We start from the raw sequence: 11936 nt of genomic DNA on the forward strand, positions 1-11936 counted from the left end.
GTGCTGTGCGGTCGGCCGTGTCAGGCGTGGGCGACGACGGCGACGGGTGCGGTGGCGTGGTGCAGGACCGCGTGGGTGACGGATCCGATGTGCACGCCGAACGGGCTGCGGCGCACGCGTCGGCCGACGACCACGAGTGAGGCGGCGTGGGAGGCGTCGACGAGGTGGTTGGCGGGGCTGCCGAGCCGGGACACCTCGGACACCTCGACGTCCGGGTACTTCTCCCGCCAGACCAGGAGTGCCTCGGCCAGTACGGCGGCCTGCGCACGGGCGGCGTCCTCGCGGAGGTCGACACCGGCGGCGAGGCCGTACACGTAGGAGAACGGCAGGTCCCAGCCATGAACGACTGTCAGCCCTGTGTCGCGGCGCGTCGCCTCCTCGAAGGCGAAGGCGATCACCTCGTCGTCGGGGCTGTCGGTGTCCAGGCCCAGGACGACAGGCCGGAAGGCGGTGGCTGCGGACGGAATGCCTGCATGGTCCTTGACGTGCTCGTCGGCGGCCTGTTCGCCTGCCCGTACGAGGATCACGGGCACCTCGGTACGGGCGACCAGGGACTGGCCGACGGACCCGACCAGGAAACCCCCGAGGCCGCTCAGGGCGCGGGAGCCGAGCACCAGCAGCTCCCCGTCGGCGGCTGCGTCGGCAAGGGCGTCGGCCGGAGCACCTGTGCGCTGTTCGGTCGTCACCTCGACGTCCGGGTGGCGCAGCCTCAGGCCCTCGGCAGCCTCGCGGGGCACTCGTTCGGTCCAGTGCTGGTGCGTTTCGGCGCCCAGCAGCGGTGCTTGGGCTATCGGCTCCGGCACCGGCTCCCACACGTGAACCAGCTTCACCGCCACATCGCGCAGTGTCGCCTCGCGGGCGGCCCACTCGGCAGCGGCCCGGCTCTCGAGCGAGCCGTCCAGTCCTACGATGATCTTGCCGGGCATGAAGCCCACCTCCTGTGTTCTGTGGTCTGCTTCAAGCGTCTCGTTCAGCTGCTTGTCGAGGCAGGGGCCGCTGGTCCCCGGGCATCGGCCGACCGGTCCTGTTCGGCGGACCGGTGGGGCGGGCCCTTCGGCGGGTTTGCCGCGTCGGCGCGTTCAGCGCATCCACGTACGGTCGCGGACCAGGGGAGTCGGGCCCGGTCGTCCCAGTCAGTCGTGCGGGATCACCGCGACCGGAGCCGCGGCGTGGTGCAGCAGCGCCTGGACCACCGGTCCGATATGAGTGCCGACTGCTGCCCGACGGGCCTGCCGGCCCACGACCACCAGCGCCGCGTCGCGGGAGGCGTCGACCAGGTGACCACCCGCGCCACCGACCGTGGCCTGCGGGATCACCTCCACGACGGGGTACTTCTCCTGCCACGGCCGCAGCACGTCGGACAGTTCGCGACGTACCTGCGCGGCCATGCCGTCGTTCAGCTCGGGCATGAGTGCACCGCCGTAGTAGTAGGGCGGCAGCGTCCATCCGTGGACGACCCGCAGCCGTGCCGCGGCCCTGGAAGCCGCGTCGAAGGCGAACCTGATCACAGTGCCGTTGGGCTTGTGCAGGTCAAGGCCGAGAACGACATCGCGATGGGCCATCGGTACCGGGAGTTCGCTTGCCGGGTGCTCCGGCAGCTGGTCCTCCTCGCTGTGCCCGGCAGACCGCACGAGGACCACGGGCCGCTCGCTGCCGGCCAGTACGGCGAGGGAGATGGAGCCGACCAGGAACCCGGTCACCCTGCTCAGGCCACGGGATCCGAGTACCAGCAACTCGGCGTCTTCGCCGGCCTTCAACAGCGCTGGGACGGGCAGATCCGGGATCTCGTCGGCGTCGATCGTCAGACCGGGATGCCGACCGGCGATGCGCGTTCGTACCTCACTCAGCAGGCGCTGCGCCCACGCGCGCTGGAGGTCGCTCGGTGATACCGGCGCACTGAGCCCGGCCGCCGACGCGTAGGCGGGAGGCTGCCATTCCCAGGCGTTCACCAGCCGCAGAGGCAGGTCACGGAGCTGTGCTTCGCGGGCGGCCCAGTCGGCGGCGGCCAGGCTCGCCGACGAACCGTCCAGTCCGATGGTGATGGTGCGGGACATGGGAGAAACCTCCTTCGGGCTCGTTCGGGCTCGTTCAGGTTCGGGCTCGTTCGGGCTCCTTCAAGTCTTCGCCGCGCGCAGCCGTGACAGCAGGGGCCACTGGTCCCGGCCCGGCAGCCGACGGTCCTCGGCGTCCGGGCACACCGGTTTACGGTGGTCGGGCCGCTATCCGACGGCGAGTTCGGGTCGTACGAGGGTCCCCGAACTTCCGTGGACGATGGCGTACGCGGCGTCGAGGGCACCGATGGCGGCCAGTCCCCCCGTCCGTTCGACGAACTGGGCGGCAGCCTCGGCCTTGGGCTTCATCGAGCCCTCGGGGAAGTCGCTGTCGCGCAGCTCCGCGGGGGTCACGTCCAGCACGGGCTGCTGGCGCGGGGTACCGAAGTCGGCGTACACGTTCGGGACGTCGGTGAGGATGAGCAGGAAGTCGGCCTTCAGCTCCTCGGCCAGCAGGGCGGCTGTGAGGTCCTTGTCGATGACGGCTTCGGCTCCTGTGAGCTCGCCGGTGTCGTGGTCGGCCGTGACCGGAACTCCTCCGCCGCCGGCGCAGACGACCAGCGCGCCGTTGCCGAGCAGCGCGTGGACGGTGTCGGTCTCCACGATGGCCTCGGGTGTCGGGGACGGCACCACGCGGCGCCACCCGGTGGTGTCCTTGGCGATGTGCCATCCGCGCTTGCGAGCGAGCCTGTGTGCCACGTCCCGCGGGTACACCTGGCCGACGAACTTGGTGGGTCGCTCGAAGGCGGGGTCGTTCGCGCGGACCACGGTGTGGGTGATCAGTGCGGCTACCTGTCGTCCGGGAAGGGCCGCGCGCAGGGCCCGGGCGAGCAGCGACCCGATCATGCCCTGGGTCTGCGCCCCCAGGACGTCCAGCGGGTACGGGGAGGTCAAGGCCGGATCGGCGGCGCTCTCCACGGCGAGCAGGCCGATCTGGGGACCGTTGCCGTGGGTGATGACGAGCTCGTTGTCGTGAGCGAGCGCGGCGAGCGCGGTGACGGCCCGGTCGATGTTGACCTGTTGCACGGCGGCGTCGGGGTGTTCGCCCCGGTGCAGCAGGGCGTTGCCGCCGAGGGCGACGACGATACGCATGGCTTCAGTCCTCCAAAGTGGCGACGAGTACGGCCTTGATGGTGTGCAGGCGGTTCTCCGCCTGGTCGAAGACGAGGGAGGCGGGTGAGGTGAAGACCTCGTCGGTGACTTCGAGTCCGTCCAGGTCGTAGGTCTCGAAGAGCTGCTGCCCCAGACGGGTGCTCGGTCGTGCAGGGACGGCATGCCGGCTACCCCCAGCGACGCCTACTGGCCTGGCCCGGCAGCAACCGGAGCCGTCCTTACCTACAGTCGGTGGACGCTTCGATACCTGCAGTCGGTGGGCGCTTCGATGCCGTCGTCACCACCCCGCGCCCAGGGGGAAACCCGTACGGCCGCTGCCTTCCTGGTCCGTTCTCCTCGGTGCAAGCACGTCAGCTGTGCGCGACGACGGCGACGGGCGCCGTGGAATGGTGCAGGACGGCGTGCGTGACAGGGCCGATGTGCGCGCCGATCGGACTGCGGCGGACGCGACGACCCACGACGATCAGGGAGGCATGGTCCGAGGCGTCCACCAAGTGGTTGGCAGGGCTTCCGAAACGGGACTCTCCGACGACCTCGACCGTCGGGTATCCCTGCTGCCAGGGGCGCAGAATTTCTGCGAGAGCGGCGCTCTGCTGCTGAACGATCTTGTCACGCAGCTCCAGGTCGGCGGAGGCCCCGTACACGTAGTACGGCGGCAGATTCCATCCGTGCACAACTCGCAGGGCCGTCGCTCGGCGGCCAGCCTCTCTGAAGGCGAAGGCGAGGACGGCGTCGTCCGTGTCCCCGACATCGATGCCGAGGACGACAGGCCGGTACCGTGTCGCGGCCGGCGGGATGCCGATCTCGCCCGGTTCGTGTTTGTCGACGGCCTGCTTCCCGGCGCGGACAAGGACCACAGGCCGCTGAACGTGAGCCACGACGGACAGACCGACCGAGCCCATGACGAACCCGCCGAGCCCGCTCAGCCCTCGGGACCCCAGGGCCAGCAGCTCGGCGTCCTCGGCCACCTTGGTCAGAGCTTCGGCGGGCCGTCCACTCAGTTGTTGCACCGTCACGTCCAGCCCGGGTTGGCGGAGCCGCACTCCCTCGACCACCTGACGCGCAGTTCTCCGCCAGCCTTCCGCCGGGAGTGCCCCCGTCTCGCCCTGGTCGCTCCGGTCCTGGGATGTCTCGGTGCCCCGCGACGGCACCTGGGCCGTCGGCTCCGGAACGGGTTCCCACACGTGGACGAGCTTCAGCGGCAGGCCGCGCAGCTTCGCCTCGCGGGCTGCCCACTCGGCCGCGGCCAGGCTCTCGGACGATCCGTCGATACCTGCGACAACGGTGCGGACCATGGTTCTGCCTCCTCGTCGGTGTTCGGGTTCCAGCCTCCCGAAGCGGGCTGCGCGGAGGCAGGTGCCGCAGGTCCTGATCCGGGGCCGACCGGCCCAACGGCCCCGCCCCGGCGGTGGCGTGACCCCCGCGCAGCTCGACGACCTGCGCGCCTGCCTCTACGGGCTGTACACCGTCCTACGTCTGCACTTCACACAGGAAGAGGAGGGCTACTTCTCGCTGGCGCCATGAACGGAGCAGTTGGCGGCGAGTTCGGCGACTGCGCGAACTCCCTTCGGCAGTGCGGCGAACTCCCCGCCGTTGCCGTCGTGCAGCTCGCCGCGGTTCTCAGTCCGGAAGGAGGTTCTCAGTCCGGAAGGACCAGACGGGCCGTCTCCCCGGGTTGCAGGCAGACCGCCCGGCCAGGCAGCCGTACGTCGATCGGCAGGGCGTCGGAGGACGGTACGGCGATCTCCAGCTCCCCGCGCCGCAACCGCAGCCGTACTCCCCAGTGGCCCTGATAGCGCAGCGCGAAGCCGTAGGACGACAGTTCCGGCAGGGGTACGGGGTCGAGCCACAGGGCCCCGTTGCGGGTCTCCAGGCCGGTCAGTCCCCGCTGGACCAGGTCGAGCGTGCCGGCCATGGCACCGAGGTGGATCCCTTCCCCGGTGGTGCCGCCCTGGATGTCGGCGATATCGCCCTGCAGGGCCTCCTGGCAGAACTTCCAGGCCTCGGCGCGCCTGGCCCGCGCCAGTACCCAGCCGTGGACCAGGCCGCTGAGGGTGGAGCCGTGGCTGGTGCGGTGCATGTAGTGGTCGACGGTGCGGGTCCAGGTCTCGTCGTCGAGCCGGACCCCCAACCGGCCGAAAATGCTGCGTAGTTCGGCGGGGGCGAACAGGTAACCGAGCATCAGCACGTCGGCCTGCTTCGATGCCTGGTAGCGGTTGACGGTGTCGCCCTCGGCCTCCAGGATGCGATCCAGGCGGCGGATGTCGCCGTACCGTTTCCGGTAGCCGTCCCAGTCGAGTTCGGCGAGGTCGCCGTAGCCCTCGAACTGACTGATGACCCCGTCGTGGAAGGGCACGTACAGGGTGCGGGAGACGTCCTCCCACAGTTCGAGTTCGCCGCCGTCCAGTCCCGTGCGTTCGACGAGTTCGCGCCGGCGTGGCTCGGGCAGGGCGTCCAGCAGTTCCAGCGTGCGGGTGAGTACCCAGGCCGCTGTGACGTTCGTGTACGCGTTGTCGTCGAGCCCGGGGGCGGTCGCGCCGGGATACGCCTCGTGGTATTCGTCGGGGCCGACCACGCCCTTGATGCGGTGCCTGCCGAGGCTCTCGTCGTAGACGGCCGAGTCCGCCCAGAAGCGGGCGATCTGCAGCAGCATCTCGGCCCCCTTGGTGTGCAGGAACTCGGTGTCCCCGCTGGCCTCGCAGTACTGCCACACGTTGTAGGCGATCGCCGAACCCACGTGGTGCTGGAGATGGGAGTGGTCGGGCAGCCAGCGGCCCGAGCGCGGGTTGAGGTGCAGCTGCTGGGTCTCCTCGCGTCCGTCGCTGCCGCTCTGCCAGGGATACAGGGCACCTTTGCGGCCCACGGCCCGGGCGGCGGTGCACGCCTGCTCCAGGCGCCGGTGGCGGTAGCGCAGCAGGGCCCGGGAGACCTCGGGGAAGTGCAGGTTGAGGTAGGGCAGGACGAACAGTTCGTCCCAGAAGACGTGTCCGCGGTACGCCTCGCCGTGCAGTCCTCGGGCGGGCACGCCGACGTCGAGGTCGGCGGTGTGCGGAGAGAGGGTCTGCAGGACGTGGAACAGGTGCAGCCGCAGAATCCGGCCCGACTCCCCCGGCACGTCGAGTTCGGCCCGGCGCCAGAGCTGGTCCCAGGCCGTGAGGTGGGTCTCCAGCAGTTCGTCGAAGCCGGGTGCCCGGCCGACCCGGTCGATCGCGGCGTACACGGGATCGCTGATCGCCGGGTCGCGCGAGGTGTGCAGGGCCACGGTCTTGTCGACGGTGACGCCCCGGCCCGGGACGAGGTCCAGGACCACGGACTGGACGGCACGCGGAGGTTCGTGCCGGATCGTGGCCGCCGCGTCGGCGGTCAGCCGGGAGGCCATTCCGATCCGGATGTCGGAGGTGCGGGTGCAACAGCGCAGCCACACGGTCCGGGGATCGGCGGTACCGGTGTGCACGTGGGCGAGGTGCCGGCCGTCCAGATCCCGGTAGCGCGGGACACCGGAGTTGGTGACGCCCCCGTCGAGCGCCGCCTCGATCTCGATCGTGCCGGTGAAACCCTCGGCGGTGAACTCGGTCCGCAGCGCGGCCAGATGGGGGTCGGCCATGTGCACCAGCCTCTGCTGACGGATCGTCAGAGACCGTTCCGCACCGAGGTCGTAGCGCGTCCGGCGCTCCAGCAGTCCCGAGGACAGGTGCAGGTCCAGCCGGTGGTCGAGCACTGTCGCGGTGTCGGGGGTCAGCCACGGCCCGTCATCGACGCGGTAGCGCAGTGGCAGCCAGTTGGGGACGTTCGCCATGTCCTCGTTGTCGACCTGACGGCCCGCCACCTCCGAGGTGAGCCGGTTGTAGCAGCCCGCGACGTACGTGCCGGGGTAGTGCACCTCGTCCGCGGCACACTCCGGAAGCGCCCCCCGGGTGGCGAAGTAGCCGTTTCCCAGCGTGCACAGCGACTCCCTCAGCCGCTCCTCCGCCGGATCGTATCCTTCGTACTCCCAGCTCCAGCCCGTCACTTCTGTGCTCCTCGCCGCTCGCCGAGCAGTTCTCCGAGATCACGCACAACGATGTCGGCGCCGTGCCGCAGCAGTCTCTCCCTCGTGTCGTCACCGCCTGTGCGGTCCACGCCGACGACGAGGGCGAAGCCGCCGGCGCGGCCGGCCTCGACACCCGCCAGCGCGTCCTCCACGACGGCGGCGCGGCCGGCGGGGACGCCGAGCCGGCGGGCGGCCTCCAGGAAGAGGTCGGGCCGCGGCTTGCCCGGCAGACGCAGCCGGGCCGCCTCGCCACCGTCCACGAGTACGTCGAACAGGTCGAGCACTCCCGCGTGGGCGAGGAGTTCCCCCGCGTGACGGGACGCGGAAGCCGCCGCCCGGGCCACTCCGGCCCGGCGCAGGGCACGTACCAGCGCCACCGTTCCCGGATACGCGTCGATGCCGTGCTCGCTGAGCCGCCGGGTGAACAGGAGTTCCTTGTCCTCGGCGACGGCTCGCACCGATTCCTGGGACGCCTCGACACCTCGCGAGGCCAAGAAGGCCGCGGCGCCGTCGAGCCGGGACTTGCCGTCCACGTGCCGCAGGTAGTCGTCCTGAGGGTCGAAGGGCCGCCGCATGGCGGGATCGGCAGGCGGGTGCTCGCGCAGGAACGCGTCGAACGCCTGCTGCCAGGCCGCAGCGTGCACACGCGCCGAGTCGGTGATCACTCCGTCGGTGTCGAAGACGACGGCGCGCACGTCGCGCAGCGCCGGGGCGAGCGCGTCCGGGGAGGCCACGGACCGGTGGACGCTCATGCCCGCTGCGGTACGACGGTCACCGGGCAGTCCGCGTGATGCAGCAAGGTGTGCGCCACGCGGCCGAGCTGGAGGCCCAGGTGGCCGTGGCGGCGCTGTGCTCCGATGATCACGAGGTCAGCGGCGGCCGACCGTTGCAGGAGCACCTTTCGGGCCGCTCCCTCCACGGTGTTACGGCGTACCCGGACGCCGGGATGCTCTGCGATCGCCTCGCGGAGCAGCTCGTCGAGTTGGCCGGACGCCTGCCGCTCGTGCTGGTGCGCGGGGTCCTCGGCCAGAAGGTGGTGATCGGCCGGTTCGTGCGCCGGGCAGCGCCAGGCGCGTACGACATCAAGGGTGCACGAGCGCGCCTCGGCCTCGCGGAAGGCGAACCGCACCGCCTCGCCAGAGGTCTTGGCGAGGCCCGCGCCCAGCAGGATGCGCTCGTGCGTGCCGTCCAGGCTGGTCCTGTCGCCACGGACCACTGTCACCGGGCAGTGGGCGCGGGCCGCCACGGCAAGACCGACCGAACCGAGGAGCAGGCCTGTCAGCTCTCCCCGGCCGCGCGACCCCGTCACCAGGGCGGAGGCGTTGCGCCCCTCACGCACCAGTACGGCCTCCGGCTCCTCGGGGACCACCTCTGTAAAGATCTTCACCTCGGGCTTGCGCAGTCGGGCCCGCGCGGCGGCGGAATCGACGATGTCGTCCTCCGGCCTCCGTCCCCGCTCACGATCACCGGTCGCGGACGGGAGATCACCTTCGTAGCGGTCCCACAGGGAGGCGTACACCAGCCTCAGCGGCAGACCGTGCCTGGCTGCCTCGTCCACCGCCCAGTCGACTGCCAGAAGGCTCGCTTCTGATCCGTCGACACCCACGACCAGGGGCAGCTCCATCGTCCCCACCGCCTTTCGTCGAGTTGTGGAGTCGTGCCGTACGGGAGCACACCCTCACCGTGACATGTGCTGCTGATCGGCCCCAGGGGCGATCCGGCCCCGGGGGAGGGACGTTCGGCCCTGGCCTGTGCCCATCGCGCTGTTGGCCTCTCAGCGACATGTGGCCGCCGTTCCACCTGACCGAGCGCGGGACGAACCTCGGAGGGCGGTCACACTGGTGAGCCGGCCGGCGGCACTGCACCAGGCGGGTCACGCAAGAGGGCGTCCGTCCTGAGCCGGGTGCCACCCGGTCCGCGCATCACCTGCCCTCAGAGGAGCACTGTGAGCGCAGGAGCAGCACCCTTGGGAGGCAGCCATGACCCAACCGACCGACGACAACGGCATCGTGGTGGGCGTCGACGGCTCCGAGGCGGCCGTGTCCGCCCTGCGCTGGGCCGCGGAGCAGGCACGCTGTCTGCACACACAGGTCGTCGCCGTACACGCGTGGGAGCCGACCGCGGATCTCTTCGCTCCCTACGCCCCGGCCTCCGCCCGTCCCACCATCGCGGAGCAGCGCGAGCAGGCCGCCGGTGTTCTCGCCTCGGCGGTACGAGAGGTCTTCGGTCCACGGACCGGAGATTCCGTACGCGCCTTACTGCTCGAAGGGCGGCCTGAGCGAGTACTGCTCCAGCAGGCGCGGGGCGCCCGGTTGCTTGCTCTCGGGCGCAGGGCACACGGGCAGGAGTACGAGCCGCCGACGCTCGGCTCGGTGGACCGCACCTGCCTGCGGCACGCGCCGGTCCCGGTGGTGACAGTGCCCGTACCCGATCGCCTCGCTCCACCGCTCCGGGCCGTCGTGACGCCCACCACGGGGCTGCAGGGCCCTGCCGATGGTCCGAACGGCACTTCCTCCGAGTCCCTGTGCGACGCGGCGCCCTCGCTCACAAAACGAGTCGCTCACGTGACGATCGGCACCAGCAGGACAGGGCAGTGCGAGCCGTGCAGCAACGTGTGCGCGACCTGGCCCAGATGAGGACCGAACCCTGTGGTACGCCGATGCGCGCCGAGCACGACCACCGAGGCGTCCCGCGTGGCCTCCAACAGAGCCTGCGTCGGGGCGGTGTGTACCGTGCGCGCGTTCACCGCGACTTCGGGGTGCTGCTCCTCCAACCGGGCGAGGGCGAAGCGGGATACGGCTTCCTCAGCCCGTTCGTCGCGGATCTGACGTTTCTGTCCTGGACTCGTGGCCGGAACCAGCGACGGCAGCTCGGGAGTGGTGTGCCGATGGGTCGAGGCGTGCAGAACGTCCAGCCGTACACCACGTCGCTCCGCTTCCTGGAACGCGTAACCGGCCGCGTCGGTGTCGGCGTCGCTCTCGACTCCGAGCAACACCGGGCGAGTGTCGCCGAGTTCTCGGCTGTGCCCGGGTGCCGGGCCACCGCGGTCGCACGGGTGGTCGTCGCGTACGACCAGCAGCGGACCGCGCGCGTGCACGGCCAGCCGCAGACTCACCGACCCGAACATCAGGCCTGCGATGCTGTTGAGGCCCCGGGTCCCCACCACGGTCAGAGCCGCGTCCTGGCTCTCACGGGTGAGCGCCTGTACGACGCCGCCCCGGACGGCCTTGGTCACGACCCGCAGACCCGGGTGCCGTGCGCGCACCCGTGCGGCGGCCGACTCCAGGACCGGTCCGGCCTCGTCGGGATCGGACACGGCGTACACGACGCGCAGTACCGTGTCGCGCCGCACCGCGTCTTCGGCGGCCCGGTCGAGGGCCCTTACGGCGATGACCGAACCGTCCACTCCTACGACCACATCATGGAGACCCATGGTCTGATTCCCTCCTGTGCTCTGTCTGTCCTCTGTGCCGTGCTCGTCCACTCCGGTGAGAAGGGGCCACCGGCGACCAGGTGCGTGCCCGGTCCTGCGGCTCACGGTGCGTACGGCGGCGGCTCCACGGACGATGCTCGTCCCGAGCCGACGTGCGGGGCAGGGGCCGCCGGTAACCGTCTGTCCGCCGAACGTCCCTTTCCAGGGGGGACGTTCGGGCCCGCGCCGACCGCGATACGGATCCGGGCGGACCCGGAACCGGTACCCACCGGGGCTGAACAGCCCTGTGTCGGTGGCGGCTTGGCCCATTCGGCCCCCAGTCACCCCTGACCGGCCCCGTGCCTCGGTGAGAGCCCCGCTGCCACTGTCGTGGGAGTGGGCGGTGACCGCCGCACTGGGGCGCGGACGTGCATGTCGGCTTCCGCTGGGTGCCGGAACTATTCGTCCAGGTGGAGGGTGTACTGATTGCGTCGCCCGATCCGTTCCTGATGCAGGTGGGCGGTTTGTTCAAAGTCGGTCACGATGGCCAGGGCGATGCGTTCGGTGATCCGGCATGCCGCGGCGACGTCCCGCAGCCGACGCGACGGTAGCCGCTTGGTGTCCACACAGGACGAAGTTGCCCGGAACGCCTACGTTCCGGGCAGCATGCGTGGGCGGCAACCGCTAAGCTCATGGGAGCCCAGGGCATAGCCGTTTCAGGCCGGGGCCGTCGGGTCCGCCGATTGGGCGGTGCGGTGGTGTTCGGCGTTGATGCGCTGGGCTTCTTCGAGCTGGTCTTCGAGGACGATGATGCGGCAGGCGGCCTCGACGGGGGTCCCGTGGTCGACGAGTTCCCGCGCGCGGGCCGCGATGCGCAGCTGGTAGCGGGAGTAGCGGCGGTGTCCGCCCTCGGAGCGGAGCGGGGTGATCAGGCGTGCTTCGCCGATGGCGCGGAGGAAGCCCTGGGTGGTGCCGAGGAGTTCGGCGGCCCGGCCCATCGTGTAGGCGGGGTAGTCCTCGTCGTCGATACGGCCGAACGAGTCGTCTGCTGTCATCTGCACCTCTCTGTGGAACGCGTGGAGGGGCCTTGGTGCCAATGGCACCAAGGCCCCGAAGGAACTGCTACACCATCTGCCGGCCCTGTTACTGCGCCGGCCTTCTGTTTCCGCAGCCCCGACCGTGATGCTGTCGGGGGTGCTGGGATCGCGGTTGCTTGACCGGAGACCACCTCACTATCGATGTCCTGCGGTACCCGGGTTCAAGATGTCGGCCCGGGCGATCCTGATGGCGCTCGGCTCCTCCGTTCTTCCCTCTGGGATCAACTGCTTAC

Annotated in this window: 11 protein-coding genes and 1 pseudogene; 1 reads left to right on the forward strand and 11 read right to left on the reverse strand. The window is 70.6% G+C overall.

The annotated features are described in order from the left end of the window. Positions 1-20: 20 nt before the first annotated feature. From AB0D14_RS30895 to AB0D14_RS30930, 8 genes and pseudogenes are all read right to left on the reverse strand, one after another. Positions 21-926, reverse strand: coding sequence for a universal stress protein (locus AB0D14_RS30895; protein WP_362785743.1), 906 nt, complete (start codon positions 924-926; stop codon positions 21-23). 207 nt (positions 927-1133) lie between these two features. Next, entirely contained in the window at positions 1134-2054 is a 921-nt protein-coding gene (locus AB0D14_RS30900) for a universal stress protein (RefSeq protein ID WP_362785746.1), read from the reverse strand. A 165-nt stretch (positions 2055-2219) separates the two neighbouring features. Beyond that, the gene (locus AB0D14_RS30905; protein ID WP_362785749.1) at positions 2220-3143 is read right to left on the reverse strand and encodes a carbamate kinase; all 924 of its coding nucleotides are present in this window, start codon (positions 3141-3143) and stop codon (positions 2220-2222) included. Between the two features lie 4 nt (positions 3144-3147). Further along, a pseudogene (locus AB0D14_RS30910) lies at positions 3148-3303 on the reverse strand (ornithine carbamoyltransferase subunit F); the annotation flags it as partial. A gap of 211 nt (positions 3304-3514) precedes the next feature. Then, on the reverse strand, positions 3515-4459 hold the full coding sequence (locus AB0D14_RS30915) for a universal stress protein (protein ID WP_362785752.1): 945 nt from the start codon (positions 4457-4459) through the stop codon (positions 3515-3517). A gap of 344 nt (positions 4460-4803) precedes the next feature. After that, positions 4804-7173, reverse strand: coding sequence for a glycosyl hydrolase family 65 protein (locus tag AB0D14_RS30920; RefSeq protein ID WP_362785755.1), 2370 nt, complete (start codon positions 7171-7173; stop codon positions 4804-4806). Beyond that, the gene (locus tag AB0D14_RS30925; RefSeq protein WP_362785756.1) at positions 7170-7946 is read right to left on the reverse strand and encodes a beta-phosphoglucomutase family hydrolase; all 777 of its coding nucleotides are present in this window, start codon (positions 7944-7946) and stop codon (positions 7170-7172) included. The genes AB0D14_RS30920 and AB0D14_RS30925 overlap by 4 nt, the downstream gene beginning before the upstream one ends. Then, positions 7943-8818, reverse strand: a complete 876-nt coding sequence (locus AB0D14_RS30930; RefSeq protein WP_362785757.1) for a universal stress protein — start codon at positions 8816-8818, stop codon at positions 7943-7945. The genes AB0D14_RS30925 and AB0D14_RS30930 overlap by 4 nt, the downstream gene beginning before the upstream one ends. A gap of 355 nt (positions 8819-9173) precedes the next feature. Between AB0D14_RS30930 and AB0D14_RS30935 the strand changes: the two genes are divergently transcribed. Next, positions 9174-9830 carry a universal stress protein gene (locus tag AB0D14_RS30935; protein ID WP_362785758.1) on the forward strand — a complete coding sequence of 219 codons (657 nt, stop codon included), beginning with the start codon at positions 9174-9176 and terminating at the stop codon, positions 9828-9830. Here AB0D14_RS30935 and AB0D14_RS30940 read toward each other — a convergent pair. The 3 genes from AB0D14_RS30940 to AB0D14_RS30950 all read right to left on the reverse strand — a co-directional run bounded on the left by AB0D14_RS30940 (position 9755) and on the right by AB0D14_RS30950 (position 11661). Beyond that, positions 9755-10627: a universal stress protein gene (locus tag AB0D14_RS30940; protein ID WP_362785760.1), complete on the reverse strand. Its 873-nt coding sequence runs from the start codon at positions 10625-10627 to the stop codon at positions 9755-9757. The genes AB0D14_RS30935 and AB0D14_RS30940 overlap by 76 nt on opposite strands. 437 nt (positions 10628-11064) lie before the next feature. Continuing rightward, a complete protein-coding gene (locus AB0D14_RS30945; RefSeq protein WP_362785761.1) occupies positions 11065-11232 on the reverse strand; it encodes a hypothetical protein in 168 nt (55 codons plus the stop codon). 90 nt (positions 11233-11322) lie between these two features. Next, a complete protein-coding gene (locus AB0D14_RS30950; RefSeq protein ID WP_362785763.1) occupies positions 11323-11661 on the reverse strand; it encodes a MerR family transcriptional regulator in 339 nt (112 codons plus the stop codon). Positions 11662-11936: the final 275 nt, after the last annotated feature.

Source organism: Streptomyces sp. NPDC048484, assembly GCF_040651415.1.
Lineage (GTDB): Bacteria > Actinomycetota > Actinomycetes > Streptomycetales > Streptomycetaceae > Streptomyces.